17 protein-coding genes and 1 pseudogene are annotated in these 15,574 nt (G+C 57.3%); 5 read left to right on the top strand and 13 right to left on the bottom strand.

Annotated features, from left to right (window positions below; translation table 11 throughout):
• The first annotated feature begins 27 nt into the window (after nt 1-27).
• Nucleotides 28-1,122 carry an enolase C-terminal domain-like protein gene (locus GSQ77_RS14750; RefSeq protein WP_158903482.1) on the top strand — a complete coding sequence of 365 codons (1,095 nt, stop codon included), beginning with the start codon at nt 28-30 and terminating at the stop codon, nt 1,120-1,122.
• Nucleotides 1,123-1,141: 19 nt separating this feature from the next.
• Here GSQ77_RS14750 and GSQ77_RS14745 read toward each other — a convergent pair whose 3' ends face one another.
• Nucleotides 1,142-1,777 (bottom strand): TetR/AcrR family transcriptional regulator, encoded by a 636-nt coding sequence (locus GSQ77_RS14745; RefSeq protein WP_158903480.1) that lies wholly within the window; start codon nt 1,775-1,777, stop codon nt 1,142-1,144.
• 115 nt (nt 1,778-1,892) lie between these two features.
• Between GSQ77_RS14745 and GSQ77_RS29805 the strand changes: the two genes are divergently transcribed.
• Complete coding sequence (locus tag GSQ77_RS29805; protein ID WP_158903478.1) at nt 1,893-2,465, top strand: HD-GYP domain-containing protein; 573 nt, start codon at nt 1,893-1,895, stop codon at nt 2,463-2,465.
• Nucleotides 2,466-2,487: 22 nt separating this feature from the next.
• Here GSQ77_RS29805 and GSQ77_RS29520 read toward each other — a convergent pair.
• A pseudogene (locus GSQ77_RS29520) lies at nt 2,488-2,607 on the bottom strand (thiol:disulfide oxidoreductase); the annotation flags it as partial.
• A 182-nt stretch (nt 2,608-2,789) separates the two neighbouring features.
• On the opposite strand from GSQ77_RS29520, the gene GSQ77_RS14730 reads away from it, so the two are divergent.
• Both GSQ77_RS14730 and GSQ77_RS14725 read left to right on the top strand, forming a co-directional pair.
• The gene (locus tag GSQ77_RS14730; RefSeq protein ID WP_158903476.1) at nt 2,790-3,458 is read left to right on the top strand and encodes a peroxiredoxin-like family protein; all 669 of its coding nucleotides are present in this window, start codon (nt 2,790-2,792) and stop codon (nt 3,456-3,458) included.
• Nucleotides 3,459-3,555: 97 nt separating this feature from the next.
• Entirely contained in the window at nt 3,556-4,260 is a 705-nt protein-coding gene (locus GSQ77_RS14725; RefSeq protein ID WP_158903474.1) for a glutathione S-transferase family protein, read from the top strand.
• 37 nt (nt 4,261-4,297) lie between these two features.
• Here the strand turns inward: GSQ77_RS14725 and GSQ77_RS14720 are convergent, their stop codons facing one another.
• The 5 genes from GSQ77_RS14720 to GSQ77_RS14700 all read right to left on the bottom strand — a co-directional run bounded on the left by GSQ77_RS14720 (nt 4,298) and on the right by GSQ77_RS14700 (nt 9,709).
• Complete coding sequence (locus tag GSQ77_RS14720) at nt 4,298-5,152, bottom strand: anti-sigma factor (RefSeq protein WP_158903472.1); 855 nt, start codon at nt 5,150-5,152, stop codon at nt 4,298-4,300.
• Nucleotides 5,149-5,661, bottom strand: a complete 513-nt coding sequence (locus tag GSQ77_RS14715; RefSeq protein WP_158903470.1) for an RNA polymerase sigma factor — start codon at nt 5,659-5,661, stop codon at nt 5,149-5,151. The genes GSQ77_RS14720 and GSQ77_RS14715 overlap by 4 nt, the downstream gene beginning before the upstream one ends.
• 73 nt (nt 5,662-5,734) lie before the next feature.
• Complete coding sequence (locus GSQ77_RS14710; protein ID WP_158903468.1) at nt 5,735-6,259, bottom strand: DoxX family protein; 525 nt, start codon at nt 6,257-6,259, stop codon at nt 5,735-5,737.
• 690 nt (nt 6,260-6,949) lie between these two features.
• A complete protein-coding gene (locus tag GSQ77_RS14705) occupies nt 6,950-8,113 on the bottom strand; it encodes a porin (RefSeq protein ID WP_158903466.1) in 1,164 nt (387 codons plus the stop codon).
• Between the two features lie 432 nt (nt 8,114-8,545).
• Nucleotides 8,546-9,709 (bottom strand): porin, encoded by a 1,164-nt coding sequence (locus GSQ77_RS14700; RefSeq protein WP_367889677.1) that lies wholly within the window; start codon nt 9,707-9,709, stop codon nt 8,546-8,548.
• A 228-nt stretch (nt 9,710-9,937) separates the two neighbouring features.
• Here GSQ77_RS14700 and GSQ77_RS14695 point away from each other — a divergent pair, with 228 nt between their 5' ends.
• Nucleotides 9,938-10,207 carry a DUF4148 domain-containing protein gene (locus GSQ77_RS14695; protein ID WP_174246454.1) on the top strand — a complete coding sequence of 90 codons (270 nt, stop codon included), beginning with the start codon at nt 9,938-9,940 and terminating at the stop codon, nt 10,205-10,207.
• Between the two features lie 49 nt (nt 10,208-10,256).
• On the opposite strand, the gene GSQ77_RS14690 is transcribed toward GSQ77_RS14695, so the two are convergent.
• The 6 genes from GSQ77_RS14690 to GSQ77_RS14665 form a co-directional block, all read right to left on the bottom strand.
• Nucleotides 10,257-11,849: a methyl-accepting chemotaxis protein gene (locus tag GSQ77_RS14690; protein ID WP_174246443.1), complete on the bottom strand. Its 1,593-nt coding sequence runs from the start codon at nt 11,847-11,849 to the stop codon at nt 10,257-10,259.
• A 97-nt stretch (nt 11,850-11,946) separates the two neighbouring features.
• A complete protein-coding gene (locus GSQ77_RS14685; protein ID WP_158903462.1) occupies nt 11,947-12,588 on the bottom strand; it encodes a DUF1109 domain-containing protein in 642 nt (213 codons plus the stop codon).
• Nucleotides 12,589-12,680: 92 nt separating this feature from the next.
• Nucleotides 12,681-13,184, bottom strand: coding sequence for a DoxX family protein (locus GSQ77_RS14680; RefSeq protein WP_158903920.1), 504 nt, complete (start codon nt 13,182-13,184; stop codon nt 12,681-12,683).
• A gap of 5 nt (nt 13,185-13,189) precedes the next feature.
• The gene (locus GSQ77_RS14675; RefSeq protein WP_158903460.1) at nt 13,190-13,969 is read right to left on the bottom strand and encodes a DNA-binding domain-containing protein; all 780 of its coding nucleotides are present in this window, start codon (nt 13,967-13,969) and stop codon (nt 13,190-13,192) included.
• Entirely contained in the window at nt 13,959-14,882 is a 924-nt protein-coding gene (locus GSQ77_RS14670) for a DUF692 domain-containing protein (protein ID WP_158903919.1), read from the bottom strand. Before GSQ77_RS14670 ends, GSQ77_RS14675 begins: the two co-directional genes overlap by 11 nt.
• Before the next feature lie 32 nt (nt 14,883-14,914).
• Complete coding sequence (locus GSQ77_RS14665) at nt 14,915-15,226, bottom strand: DUF2282 domain-containing protein (protein WP_158903458.1); 312 nt, start codon at nt 15,224-15,226, stop codon at nt 14,915-14,917.
• Between the last annotated feature and the right edge of the window lie 348 nt (nt 15,227-15,574).

Raw genomic sequence — 15,574 nt, 5'->3', positions numbered from 1 at the left:
ATCAGACCAAATTTACCCGGAAACCCTATGACCGCCCAAAATCTGACTGTCCGCTCGTTGTCGGCAACGCCTATCGCTGTGCCCATGGCCCGGCCACTCATCACCAGTGCGCAAACGATAAGAACCGCGCCGTTGCTGCTCATCGATCTCCAGACCGAGGAGGGGATTACCGGGCGTGCCTATGCGTTCTGCTATCTTCCGTCCGTCGCGTGCGCGCTGCAACGCGTGGTTACGGATCTCGGCGCATTCCTTGCGGGTCAGGCGGTCGCACCACTCGCGTTGTCGAAAGCCATCACGCGCTATTTCAAACTGACCGGGCTGAGTGGCCCGCTGGCGATGGTAGCCTCGGCCGTCGACGTAGCCGCATGGGATGCGTGCTCGATCGCCGCCGACATGCCGTTGGCGCGTTTTCTCGGTGCGAGTATGGATCCGGTGCCGGCCTATAACAGTAACGGCCTTGGTCTGATCGGTGCGCAAGCGGCGGCGGACGAAGCGCAAGAGCTACTCGAGGGCGGTTTCAAAGCGGTCAAGATGCGCATGGGTCGACCGAATTTTTCTGACGACCTTGCCGCTGTCAGGGCGGTTCGCAAGCGGCTCGCGGGCGACGTCGCGTTGATGGTGGATTTCAACCAGGCGCTCACGTTCGCTAAAGCCATGCAATATTGCCCGGCGTTGGACGGGGAGGGTGTTTATTGGATCGAAGAGCCGATCCGACACGACGATTACCAACACGCTGCGTTGATCGCCCAGGCCACCGAGACACCGATCCAGATCGGCGAGAATTTCCTCGGACTTGCGCCCACGCTGGACGCGATCAAGGCGTCGGCGTCCGATTACGTGATGTTCGACCTCGATCGTATCGGCGGGGTCACGGGTTGGCGTCATGCGGCAGGGATTGCGGCCGCCTGTGGACGAGAAGTGTCTACGCACCTCTTTCCTGAGGTCAGCGCCCATCTGCTGGCGGCGACACCGACGGCGCACTGGCTGGAATACGCAGACTGGATCAATCCTGTCGTGCAGGAGCCGTTGAAGATCGTCGACGGCAACGCCGTGATCCCGGACCGGAGCGGGAATGGCTTGGTGTGGGACGATGCGGCGGTGGCCAAATACAAACTGGCCTGACCCCACGACGCCCCGGAATTTAATGGGACCTGGTGACGCGCTTGTTTCTCAATGGACTTTTAGCAGGCGCAGATCCGTCGAGCAGTGCGGTGATGGGCTTTATCAGGCCTTCCAATAGCACCCGTTCAGGCCGAACACGCGCGAGCACTCGAATCGCCAAGAAAACGCCCAGCAACAGTCGCCCCAGATCTTCCGCGCTCTGCGCGCTCGAAATTGTACCGGCGCACTGGGCCGCCTGTACGCAGCGACGGAAAAAGTCTTCGACCCGGACAAGCACCTTGGCAATCGCACGCTGAAATTCCGGGTCGTGCGGTGCAACCTCCAGCGCGGAGTTTACCAACATGCACCCTTTGCGCTGGGCGTCGTTCAACGAGGTCTCTACGATTTCCCTGAAAAACGCATCAATGGCTTCGCGCGGAGGAAGGTGTCCTTCGAAGCGTTTAACTCGATCGCCGAAGCTACGCTCGACATAATGATCGAGCACACGCCGATACAACGAACGCTTGTCACCGAACGCGTTGTAAAGGCTGGCACCGGTAATACCCGTATTTTCAGCAAGGTCGCGCATAGACGTAGCCTGGTATCCGCGATCCCAAAAGCATTGAGCGGCGGCATCAAGAACGGCGGATTCATCGAATTCTCTGGGTCTTGCCATTCGTGCTATGCCTCTCCGTACAGAGGCAACACGACGTCGCCACTTTATTTCATGTAGTATATTCTAGAACAATCGTTCTAGAATATACCAATCAAAAACAAGCGCCAGCTAGGTGATGGACGCAGTCTATATGCATCACGAGACGCCCGGCGGACGCGGATATCCTCGCGGTCTCACACAACACGATATTCCCGCTGCTGCGCGCATCGTCGGGATCTGCGAGGCCTTCGATGCGATGACCAGCAACCGCCCTTATCGTCGGGGCATGCCGGTTGAAAAGGCGCTTGGGATCATTCGCGAAAACCTAGGCCGCCAATTCGACTCCCGGTTTGGCGAACAGTTCGTCCAACTCGGCGAAAGCGCGGAGTTGCACCATATCGTGGGTCACACCGATGAAGGTATCCCGCTGCAAGAATGCTTGATGTGCGGCCCGACGATCGTGCTGCAGCGCGATAGCGTTGCCGGGGACAATGTCTATTGCCGCGCCTGCGGCAGTGAGTATCGGCTCGAAGGAGCCGCATCTGAGCTCCATCCGGTGTTGACAGGAAAAAGAGGCAGCGCCTCGGCGCTCGAGGCTAAGCCAGATCACGATCTCATAGCGCGGTCGGTGTCGGTGTCGGTGTCGGTGTCGGAGTCGGAGTCGGAGTCGGAGTCGGAGTCGGCGCGCGCTCTGCATTTCGCAGCCTGAGGCAGGAGGTGTCGTGAGAACAAGCGATCGTGTAATGCTCGCCCGCGATGAAGCTGCGCCCTGCGAGCCGCCGATCGAGCACGCCGTAGAGTCGATTTGTTTCATTGACGTAGCGGGTGATCGCATAGGGTATCGTCTCTGGCTGTTCACGGAAAATCGGACGCAAATATCGCTATCGAGAGTTGCCATCTCGATGGCAGAAGTATATTCTAAATCGTTCGTTCTAAAATAAAACGCATTAATGTCGCAATCCGTTTTCCTTGGTGCGGCCGATCGAATCGGTTAGCACGCAAGCGGCGCGCGATTCGATCGGAGCAGGCACAAATGGGACTGGAAAAGGAACTGACCGACTTTCGTGTCGAGCATATACGCACGATGCCGGCCGGCCGAGCTGAACTATACGACGCGAAGGTTGAGGAGTTACGGGCGAACTTTCTCATCGAAAATACGCCAGCAATGGGCAGCGAAGCGCCGGAGTTCGCGTTGCCCAATGCGCAAGGAAAATCGGTTTCACTATCGCAAGCGCTGCGCGACGGCCCGGTGGTTGTCACATTTTATCGAGGTGCTTGGTGCCCCTACTGCAATCTTCAGTTGCGCGCTTATCAACGCTCACTGCCGGAGATCACGGCGCTGGGCGGCCGCCTGATGGCGGTCTCGGCACAGTTGCCGGACAAGTCGCTGTTCACCGTCGAACAAAATGCGCTGGAATTCGATGTGCTCAGCGATGTCGGCAACCGCGTGGCACGCGCGTTCGGGCTGGTGTACACGCTGCCCGATGAACTACGTGCGGCATTGATAGCGAATAATAAGGCGCTGCCCTTGTTCAACGGCGACGACAGTTGGGAGTTGCCGGTACCTGCGACCTATGTGATCGGGCGCGATCGACGTATCGTACTGGCCTCTGTCCAAATCGATTATCGTCAGCGGCTCGCTCCCGAAGCGATTGTCGCATCGCTGCAAAATATTCGAGCGGCCGGTACTCGCACCTCATGAGTCCAACTCGTGGTGGCGCTTCCCGATAGATCCACACAGCAGGCGAGGCGCTGTCCTCACCATACCCTCCCATAGACCATTCCGATTAGAGAGCGACATGATCCGTTTCTACTTTCACCCAACGCCGAATCCAGCCAAAGTTGCATTGATGTTGGAGGAGACGGGTTTAACGTATGAAGTCATACCGGTCGATACCAGCAAGGGCGAGCACCACACGCCAGCTTTTCGCTCGATCAACCCGAATGAAAAAGTGCCCGCGATCATCGATACGGAAGGCCCAGGCGGTGTCGATGCCCGGGTGTTCGATTCGAGCGCGATCTTGTTGTATTTGGGCGAGAAGACCGGACGTTTCATGGGATCGCCGGTCGACCGCCCGGAACTGTTGTCGTGGCTGTTTTTCCTGAGCAGCGGACTAGGGCCGTTCTCCGGACAAGCCGTGCATTTCCAGCACGCGGCGCCGGAAAAACTGCCCTATGTGATCAACCGCTATCGGCGCGAGGTCGAGCGGCATTATCGCGTGCTCGATCGGTCTCTGGCCGAGCGCGAGTACTTGGTCGGCCACGATTATTCGATCGCGGATATTTCGGCCTGGGGTTGGCTGGACCGCGTAGGCAGAGTACTGCCGGGCGATGCCGACCCGCTGGCCGAGTTTCCGAATCTGAAGCGCTTATTTCAGACCATCGATGCGCGGCCCGCGGTGCAGCGCGCACGTCAGGTCGGCAAGAACCACGTTTTCAAGAAAGAGATGGATGAAGAGACCCGTCGCGCGCTGTTCCCGTCGAATTATCCCGTGGTGAACTAAGGGAGCGCATCCGAAGGGCTCGTCGAGAGCGACGCGCTCAATTCACTGTCGTAGGTAGTGGTGCGCCAGCCGGCGGCGCAGCACTGTTCGCTGCGAGGTCGGATTGGACATCGCGAGCGACCTGAAGCAGCGCTGCACGGTCGATCCCTCCGGTTACGGCATAGCCGTAGTTACCGGCCATCCAATGAAACACCTTTACGGGGCCGTCCTTGTAAAGCGCGAACCCCGTCGTTACGGTACCGTCAGTCTTTCGACGCGAAATGCACAGTGTGACCCGCTCGCCTTTCTCGCCGTTATAAGTGAACTGTACAAATGGACCCTCACGTCCGGGCAACAGTCGTCCACCCATCAGCTTGTAACCTGCGTGCATCAGTACCGGCGGAACCACGTCGGTGCCCAGTTTTCCCGACACCCATTTGCCGAGATCGCGCTCGTGTTGCGGATCGACTAGCGCGGGGCGCTCCACGTCCGGGGAATACATCACATGCGCAAGCGCGGACTGCCGTGCGAACCCGGCAAGGCCGTCATCGGCGATGAGATGCGCAACGCCATCTTCATCGCCCCCCTGCGGGAACATGCTCAACACGTGTGTGCCGATGCCGATACCGAGCAAAAGTGCTGCGGCCATTCCCGCGAATCGAGGCATATTTGCGGCATCGAACCACCGGCGTTTGCTTGTCAGCTGCAAGCGCGGCGGCACAGGCTCGCGCAATACATGCACATGACGTTCGCGTATCATTTCGTTGAGCATGCGGTTATGGTTGACCCGCCGCTTGGCTTCGGCATTGGACGCAAGCATTCTGTCGACGTCTTCGCGACGATGCTCGGAAAGTAAGTCGTCGACGTACGCGTGCAGATCATCTTCGGTAACGGGATCGTTCTTGCGGTTCATGACACCACCTTTCTTTTTTCGCCGTACTCCGAGTCGGGCATCAACTCACGCAGGCGTTCACGAGCACGGGAAAGTCGCGACATTACAGTCCCAATCGGGATCTGTAGAGCGGATGCGACCTCGGCGTAGCTCATCTCATCCAGGGCGACCAGCAAGATAACTTCGCGTTGCTCTGTTGAAAGCTTCTGCAGCGCATCATCGATGTCACGTACTTCCAGCGACTGCGAATGGTTATCGTAAATTGCAAATTCGCTTTCCGCGACCTCTTCGACCTGTACGTGCGGGGCGTGCCATGCCAGTTTGCTGATCTGATTTACAAACACGTTGTGCATGATAGTGCTCAACCAGGCACGCAAATCGGATCCAGGACGAAACCGCGCCGTATTCCGTAAGCCGCGCTCGAGCGTATCTTGTACCAGATCGTCCGCGAGGTCGTGATCCCTGACCAACGCTCGCGCGTAACGCCTCAATCGCGGCACGTGCTGCATGATTTCTTCACGGACTCCCATCAAACATCCTTAACGAGTTGCTGACATCTTTCTTAAGTAGCACGTGATCGCAGACCAAACGGATGAGCTGCGCTCACTGATTCGAAGGCCACAACCGTTTCCTGAGAAATCCGTCCACGGCGAATGGCCCCGCGCCGCCCATGACCAGGGCGGCGAGGCCGGCCAGGTACAACAAGTCGGTCTCGTATCCGGGCCGCCCGAATTGGGGGCCGGCGGCGGTTACCGACATCAATTTGATCGACGTAAAGCCGAAGGGTAAATGCACCGTCAATATTGCGACCAGGAGCACGGCGGCCATCGGCACCGTCACAAGTGGAACAAGGGCGCCCAGCAGCACCGCCGCTCCTCCGAGTAGTTCGGTGAGGATGGTGACCCAAGTCATAAGGTGAGGGGCGGGGACGTGGAGCGCATACAAAATGGCGGTAAATGAATCAGGGCCTTTGGCCAGTTTGGCCAGTCCGTGGGCCACGAATCCGTAACCGACGATCAAACGGATTGGAATCGGCACCCAAGGTGCGAGATTCCAACTTCTCGGTAATCCGAAGGGAAGGCGAAGCAAACTGCTTTCCCCTTGAGTGGCTTGGTGAAAAGTTTTCATGCGGTGTAACCTCAAATTGAGATGTCCTTGGATGCGTTTCGGAACGAACGCGCAACTATCCGTTTAGGATAATTCGCTTGCTTACCAATATCGGTTACAGCAGGTTCGAAAAATTAATCTGTGTGCAGGACATCCGAGTGATAACGGCCAATCAAGAGCCAAAATAAGGGGTGCAAAAACTCACGGGTCCCACGCAGCCGTTCGCTTGGCTGTTGGTGGTGGGTATTGACGTGCAGCCCACGCAGAGCAGGCTGACAACGCCTACAAAAAACACCGCTCTTGCCGCGTGCAGCCTTTCCGATCGACGTTCGATCGGGGTCGATCGAAGGTCAGGTTGTGCGTTGAAATTTCTCATATGCTTACGCCTTGTAATGGGATGTGGAGCACACGCACCTTGAAATATCGTGTCTGTACTAATGCTAACCAGACGACGAGCGAACTTATTCCAATTCGGTATCGGCGACGAAACCTGGGGAGCGTATTCGCTCGTCGACTATCCGCAGATCGTGCTGGGGATGATCACAATCGGCGCCCTAGGTTTGACGTGGGCGGCGAGCCGTTCCGCGCTCTGGAAGGTGTCTCTTTGGATATTTCACCGGGCGAATTTGTCTCGATCATCGGGCCGGCCGGCCAGTGGCGCACGATAACCCGCTGGTTCGAGATTCTCATGCGCGAGCCGGCAGAGACAAATCAGAACCGCGTACGGATACCCACTCGACCGACGGCTTGATGTGGATTGGTCGACGGCGATACTCCGGCCACATTTGCCACTGCGACGCCGCCGGTCGAATCGCGTCCGCTGACCGTCTGGTAGTCGAGTACCGCATACACGTCCGTGCGCTTGGACAACGTGTAGTTCGCGCCGATGGCGAATTGGTTGTAATTCACGCCACCGACCTTGCCCGTGACCTCGCTGCCGCGCGTGTAGTTATATGACACGCCGGCCAGGAAGGTTTGCGTCAAGCGATACTGGAAGCTCGCTTCTGCATCGTTGAAGACTGCTGTGCTGCCTCCTAGCGCGGCGATATTTGCGAATCGGACATTCGAGTAGGTCGCACCGAGGACGGCCGCACCTAACGTATATGAGGCGCCGGTGCCTATCACTTGATACGACGTCGCTGTAGCGTAGCCGCTGTACACGGGCGTGGCCGTCAGTCCATTGGACGCGGCGGTATCGCTGGGGTTGCTGCCGAACAGCGAAGCCGCAGGGTTTTTCACGTTCAGGTAGGCGACCCCCAATGCGAGCGGGCCTTGCTTGTATCCTGCGCCCAATGAGTACACCTGGTTGGTAGTGAGCGACCCGGGTACACCGCCCAGGCTATACACGCCGCCGAACGTCAGCCCTGCGTAGTCGATACTTTTGAATTTGATCGCGTTATTGGTGCGGCGGCCGTTGTTGAAGTTGTCCAGGTCGCCAGGGTGCGCCGAGTGCCCGGTGCCGACGCTAGAATCACCGAATTCGAAACCGCCGAGATAATCCACCACGCTGTCGTACTGGCGGCCAAGCGTAACCGTACCCAGTTGGCGGCTGCTCAGGCCCACGAAGGCTTGTCGCCCGAATTCGGCGCCGCCCTGGCCCAACTTTCCACTATTGAGTTCAAAACCGTTCTCGAGCGTGAATACCGCCGCGAGGCCGCCGCCCAGATCCTCGGTACCTCTGAGGCCCCAGCGCGAACTGTTCAAGCCGTACGTCGCATCGAGTCGATATTGATGTCCGGTACTGCCCGCTACGTTCGTATTATTTATCGCTTCGAAACCCTCATCGATCAGGCCATACAGCGTCACGGTGCTTTGTGCATGTACAGCCCCGACAAGCGGGCACAACGCCACAAAGGCGAGAATATGTTTCTTCATTGAAGTCGTCTCAAAATGCTTTAAGTTTTCTTATGACTTTTCGTACCTGACCCGAAGTCGGGTAACTCCTTGCTTGCTCCTGGCGCGCCGTCTTCTGATCCCGCGTCGATCTCTACCTTCTTCAAGAACTGCAAGTTTTACGATAGGGATGGTGTTGCCGGTACGCTTTAATTTACTAAATTAGTAAAACTAAATATATTTTTAATTTCTATAAATTCCATAACCATCACGACGTGATTTTTCTCCCGAAATATGCCAAAAAAAGATGGCACTTGGTTTTGAGGCCAGTACCATCCAAGTCCAACTTCTCGCAAAAATACTTCGTTAAAGCATTACTACGGTGCTACGTTACTGCGGTACTTACTCTACTTTTCCACGTTCCGTTCTGAAGGTGCTCCGATGCCGGACAGAAAACTGTCCTGAAAGCGCCAACTAGAACCGATGCCGGATCGCAGCTCGGGCGACCGCCTGGTGGTTATTCGACGAGTCGCCGAGGTTGCCGATATCCGCCACCGCGATGGAGCCCAGGGAGTTGGTCCCGCTTGCCTGCTGGAACGTACCGAGTAGATAGACGTCGGTCCGCTTGGACAGCGCGTAATCGAGTTTCATCGAGAACTGGTTGTATTTTTGGTCACCTGTTTTTCCGGAGACGGCATTCCCCTTCGTATAGTTGTAATCGCCCGCTACGTAGAGCGACGGGTTGAATTGATATTTGGCGTTCAGTTCAAAATTGTTGATCGTTGCGGTGGCGCCGTGGAAAGCCCCGATGTTCAGGTACTTTGTGTTCGTATAAACCACACCCAATTTTGTCGCACCGATTTCGTAGCTGCCGCCAACGGCAATATTCTGCTGGGCACTGGCGGGGTTCGTTCCGAGATAACCGGCATTAAACGAATTCAGCGCCTGCAGTCCTGCCACGTTGTCGTTGAGAATACCGCCCGTCGCTGATGGCGATTTGAAGAACTCGTAACCAGCGCCTAAGCCCAGCGGGCCGCGATTATAAGCGGCGCCCAGCATATATGCGCTTGCCTGCGAAACCTGGCCGGCGACACCGCCAAGGCTTGCAGCACCGCCAAAGGTCAGGCCGTTGAAATCGGGACTGGTGTATTTGATGGTGTTGTTCAAACGGAAGGTATCGTTGATGTCATCGGTATTGCCCACATGCTCGGTAATCGAGCCGCCGTATGCCAGCGCGAAGCCAAAGGGGCCGACAAAATCCTTGATGCTTGTGTATTGGCGCCCAAGCGTTACCGTCCCAAACTTGTCGCTTCCCAGTCCAACGTATGCCTGACGCCCGAACGGCGTATTGCCTTGACCAAATGCGCCGTTGCTGAGATTCACCCCAGACTCCAAGGTGAAAACGGTGTGCAACCCGCCACCGAGATCTTCCGAACCCCGCAGGCCCCAACGGCTACCGTTGGTCCCCGAGACCGAATCGATTTGCAATTGCCGGCCGCCTATGTTCGTTCCGTTGACTACGTTTTTTGCGTTGGTGTTGAGCAAGAGGCCTTCGTCGACCAATCCGTACAGCGTGACGCTGCTTTGGGCGTGAACAGCACCGGCAGACAGGCACAGGGGCGCCAATACGAGAAGCATTCCTTTCTTCATTACATCGTCTCCGTCATTGCATTGATCGTTACCAATGTGCATGCGGCATTCCGCCATGCACATTGTTATCAACCGATGCGGGCAGGGGTTTATTCCGACGACAACGAGAAATTTTTAAAAGCCGGCGTTGCAAATCATTTTTTTTGGAAAGCGGGAATAGCGAAGGCCTGGGTCGGGTTTATTGATTTGCATACCGCACAATTTATGGAGTCGAAAATGAATAAATTCGCAATTGCAATTCTTCTGGCTACTCTCGCGTCGAGCGCATTTGCACAAGGGAAAACGCGTGCCGAGGTGTACCAGGAACTGATCGAGGCGCAGCAAAATGGCCTGAACTACGTCACGGATAACTCGTATCCAGACATCAACCCGATCTACGCGACAGTGGTTGCACAAATGCAGAAAGAACGCATGGCCCAGCAAGACGCAGCGAAGCAGCACATGGCGCAGCAGAGCGCAGAGAAAGCGACAAGCGAAAACAACTAGGTCGGCGTGTCGCCGCAGCGTTGACTTGACTGAGGATGCCGCGGCAACTTTAACTCTGGGGCGTCGCGACGTCAGCCTTTGAAGGATTTTCCCCCAGCCTGAAGATCGACACCATCTCGCGTAGTGTGCTGGATTGCGCTGCCATCGACTGCGCCGCGGCAGAGGCTTCTTCAACCAATGTGGCGTTTTGCTGTGTCACCCGGTCCATCTGTGCGACGGCGGTATTGACCTGCTCGATGCCAGTATGCTGTTCGAGAGACGCTGCAGTAATCTCCCCCATCAGGTCAGACACACGTTTGACTGCTACGACGACTTCGCCCATGGTCGTGCCCGCTTCTTCAACCAGAACCGAGCCGGCCTTCACGCGGTCAACCGAGTGCGTTATCAGCTCCTTGATTTCCTTGGCGGCACTGGCACTTCGTTGCGCGAGGATGCGTACTTCCCCGGCGACCACGGCAAAACCGCGACCCTGATCGCCAGCCCGCGCTGCCTCTACCGCTGCGTTGAGCGCGAGAATGTTGGTCTGAAATGCAATAGCTTCGATCACAGCAATAATATCGGCCACCTTGGTCGAGCTCTCCGCTATGGCTTGCATGGTATCGACCACCCGACCCACGACGTCGCCACCACGTTGTGCGATCTCGGAAGCGTTTGTTGCTAGCGTATTGCCTTGCCGGGCGCTTTCGGCATTTTGCTTGACGGTAGAGGTCAGCTCTTCCATGCTCGCTGCGGTTTCTTCAAGCGACGCAGCCTGTTCTTCGGTGCGCTGGCTTAGATCCGTATTGCCCGCCGCGATCTGCTCAGCGCCCGTAGCGATGCTCTCGCTGCCCGACCGTACGCGCCCAACCACTTCTGCGAGTCTCTCATTCATGTGTTTTAGCGCCCGCAGAAGCTGGCTCGTTTCGTCTTTGCCGCTCACTTCGATTCTCGAGGTCAGGTCACCTTGCGCAACCGTCTGTGCAATCTTCACGGATATGCCAATCGGAACCGTAATGGAGCGGGTGATGACGAACGCGACAACGAGGCTCACTGTGATAGCGATTGCGATCGGCACCCACGTGAACAGCAGGGCGCTGTGAAACGCGGCGGCGGCCTGTGCACTGGCGTCGTTTGCTCCCTGGCTGTTCAGCGCGATATCTTGCGCAACGAGTTCAGTGACCGCGGTGAACGCGCGCGAAGACTCGTCCCCGGCGAGAGATCGGGCGTCATTGAAATGCTCGTCTCCACTGTCGGAGAGATCGTTCAGTTTTTTGTCCAGAGAGAGATAGGTGTTCCATGCTGCCTTAATTTGGTTTGACAACTGCAGCTCCTCGGCGGAGCCTACTACCGCCTCGTACTGCGGCCACACTCGCGCAAGCTCACTAAGCGCTGCGTCATGCTTCGATCGTTGTGACTTGCGTTCCGAAGGGCTAGTTGCAATCAGATAACTTAAGGAAGTCTGGCGCGTCTCATCGGCTAGTGCCCGGATATTGCCTAGCCGCTGGACACTGGGAAGCAGGTTCGTCGCGAGATCCTGCGTGCCATCATAGATGCGAGAAGTCTGAAGCAGGCCTAGCGCGCCTACCAGGCATAGCAAAACGAGCGTTACGCCAAATCCAATACCAAGGCGAACACCGATCCTGAGGCTACCAATTGCTTTCACGTTATTTCCTTTGTTTGTCGACCGCTAGGGCGAGGGCCGATGACACGCCGGTGTCGACGGTCATGCTGGCGTTGACCGACACGCGGTTCAAGCTGGGTTACCACCGCAGGTAGACGGGAGCCAGCGCCGCGCCTATGCCGGCGGTTATGACAATCGCCAGTACATACCAGATACCCCAGAACGGCACTGACATCTCTGAGCAGTAAAGGGAGTACACAAGCACGCCCTGCGCACCAGCGAGCAGTCCAGCGCCGGCTCCCGCCGGCACAAGGCGAGTAGGGGCGAGGCCCTTCATGGCCTGCATCACCGTAGCAAGTGATGGCAGAGACAGCAGAACGACATTCGCTGTCGTTACTCGCCATGTTGTCCCCAGTATTAGCTGCAGACGATAGCCGGGTGGCGTCGCGAGCAGAATAAAGGCGGCCATAAGCAGCATGACCATGAAAGGCAGTACGGCCGCGAACCACGCAAGCTTGAGCGGCGCGCCGGGACGACCGAGATGTGCAGCGAGTTTCATTGCAGTTGCAACGATCGCTATCGGGAACGCAAGCCTTACCCAGAACATCGTCGTCAGTATCAGTTGCGGCATGTCGCTGCGGATGCCATAGAGCACCACCAGCAACGCCGTGCTGGCCGTTAGCCCGACTACCAGCGCCCGGTTGAGCCTCTTCGATACCGCATTCGATTCGACAGGAGTCAGATCCCTAGCTAGTCGAAATATCAGATCTCCAGTTTTCATGTCGCCTCTTCGTGTCGAATCTGGGAGCACTCCTAACCTGACGTCCCGCGATGGCTACATCGCTTGCCCGGTGCCGGCTGTATTCATCCGGATCATGACCTGAACGACCTGTCACCAAGCAGATAGTCAATCGATATCCGCCCCGGGCCCCAGGCGGCAATTCCCAACGCCATCGCTACCCAGGTCAGGTGGATCGGCCAGCCGTCCGGTATGGTCAGTTCGATGATGCACGTCATCAGTATCAGGCCAGCCGCGGCGAACCGGGTTCCTAGGCCAAGCACGAGCAGCACCGGGAACGTCACCTCACCGCAGCCCGACAGAAATGCAAAAACGGCTGGGGCTGGAAACGGATACGGACCACCCGGGAGATGCAACTGAAATTCCTGCGTGAACAGGTCGATGGCGGTATCGTTAAGTTGAAGGAATCCGTTCCATTTGAGAATGCCTGATTTCCAGAACGGCACGGCCAGCGCAAGCCGAAGCACGAGTTGAACAAGCCACGGTTGCGCGAACGTCTCGATCAGTCGCTTCGCTGCGCCTATCGTGGATGTGACTACATTGGGAAATGCGTGTTTTACGTCCTGTCGGTCCGACATCATGATCAATCTCCATGTTGAACGGCGGTAAACACGCCGGCTGAAATCATCCCCGCCAGGTTGGCCTGGAGATCGAAGGAAGGGGCCTCCTGGAACGCGGCCGCGACTGCTTCACCCAGTGATGCGCCATTGAGAAGATCGATGAGGAATGTCGCACCACCCGCCGGCAGGCGCGATACCATCACGTCCTGCTCGGGTCGCGTCACGAGTGCGTCCTCCGATTCGCTTGAGCACAGCGGAGAAACAGGGTCATCAGATCGGTTCATCGCAAAGATTGCGACGGCGGGATAGCGTGATCGTACGATCCGTGCGGCGGGGTGCGGCTTGAAATGCACACCCGCCAGCGACGATGGCTCGATACTTCCCAACGCTTGCACAGCAAGCACAGGCAGGTCCGCCGCATGATAGGCATCCAGCCATGCCCGCTCGATGCGCGCCGTATCCGCTAGCCAGGGCATGTCACGGGCATATTCGTAGGATTCGATGAACGCAGGGAAATCTCTTCCGTACTCGAACAGTAGGGGAGAAGCAGGGGGCGTTGCACGGGCGTGGAAACGGGCCATCGCCCTGAAGAATTCGACGCCGGTGATGCGCTGGATAGCGGGATAGACAGCAGCGAGCGCGTCGATCAGGCTGACCGTGACGTTATTGCGATAAACGTTATACCGCTTGACGACACCCTTTCCCGACGTGGCGACCACATCGTCCGGTGCCATGATCGCCGGGTCCGTCAAACCCGGCGCAAACGCCGTGGCGTACCCGCACGCACGATTTTCAAACCTCACGGCTGACCTCCTCGGCGAGTGACATCTCGCGTTCTGCCGTGATTCGCTGGGCTGTCAGTGCCTGTTCCCGCAACACGAGCCAGTCGGGAAGGTCGCTATCCCATTCGATCAGCGTTGGCTTTGGTCCAATACGTGATACGAGATCCCTGTAAAGATTCCAGACGGGATCGGAGATAGCACGGTCGTGACTGTCTATGAGCAGCAGTTCGTTCTCGTCGTCGCGTTGTTCGCTATGTCCGGCCAGGTGTATTTCACCGACCTGTTCAAGCGGGAATTCGGCAAGGTACGTTGCGGCGGAAAAACCGTGATTGGTCGCCGAAATGAAAACGTTATTAACGTCCAGCAACAAACCGCAACCGGTACGCCCCGCGACCGCTCTGATGAAATCGGTTTCACTCATTGTCGAGGATGCGAAAGCGACATAGGTCGACGGATTTTCGAGGAGGATAGGGCGCTTGATCGCTTCCTGGACCTGGTTGATATGTTCGCAAACATTCGCTAGCGTTTCTTTCGTGTACGGCAAAGGCAGAAGGTCGTTGAAGAATGTCCCGCCGTGCGAAGACCACGCCAGGTGCTCAGACACCAGCGCGGGCTCGTAGCGAGCCACCAGATCGCGAAAGCGCGCTAGATGAGTTACATCCAATGCTTCTGGGCCGCCGATCGACATGCACACGCCGTGAATGGAGAGCGGATAGTTCTCGCGAATAGCCGCAAGCGCCTGATGTGGCGGGCCGCCGGCACCCATATAGTTTTCTGCGTGAACCTCGAAGAATCCGTTGTCCAGTCCGGTCGCGAGAATCGCGCGCAGGTGGTCATGCTTGAAACTCGTCCCGGTGCGCCCCTGGGCGCCGGGCGTCCCGCCAGGGGGGCGACCCCGCTCACCAACTGCCGTAACCCTTGTGGAGTCATTCATGGTCGCCCCTATTCCGCTTGCTGTTTGCGGGATCAGGACTTCATCGGGGTGAGCGAGCCGTGGCCGCCACCCGGTACTTGGATACTCGAGCAGGTGCCGCCCTGAACGAATTTCCACGAGTTACCTTGGAAATCCACCGAGGAAGTCCCCTGACACGTGGTGCCGGGACCGGCGGCGCAGTCGTTTTGCCCCTTCAGCGCGACGCCGTAGCATTTCTCTTTGTGAGCAGCGACTGCAGCAGTGGCTTCGGCCTGCGTGAGCGGCGCTGCGTGGGCGACTGATGCGAACAGGCTCGCGACAACACCCGCGAGCAGGGCGGAGCTGACATTGATTTTTGCAGACATTGAATTTCTCCAATAGTTGGAAAGGAAGGTACCCGTGGCGGGTACGAGATCTATTTCGTGGGCGATAGAGGTTTGGTTACAGGGGGATCATTTTTTTTTGCCTTCAACGTAAGGAGCGATGAAATCAACCGTTTGATCAGTTGAATAGGCAACAGCCGAACCCTGTTCACGGAAATGCCAACCACGGAACTGGCATAGTGGTGCCGGTCGCGTTCGGCAGTTTGCTGGAGTCGTTGTTATTGCGCTGGTAGGGGGGGGACGTTGTCATCCCCTCTTGATCCGTGTATTCTAAAACGTCCGATCTAAAACGCGAAGTTTCTCCTAATGGGAGAACGTCCCGGCGCGCAG

The sequence above is a fragment of the Burkholderia sp. L27(2015) genome, from assembly GCF_009765705.1.
Taxonomy (GTDB): domain Bacteria; phylum Pseudomonadota; class Gammaproteobacteria; order Burkholderiales; family Burkholderiaceae; genus LMUX01.
This window is presented reverse-complemented; position numbering and strand designations above follow the sequence as displayed.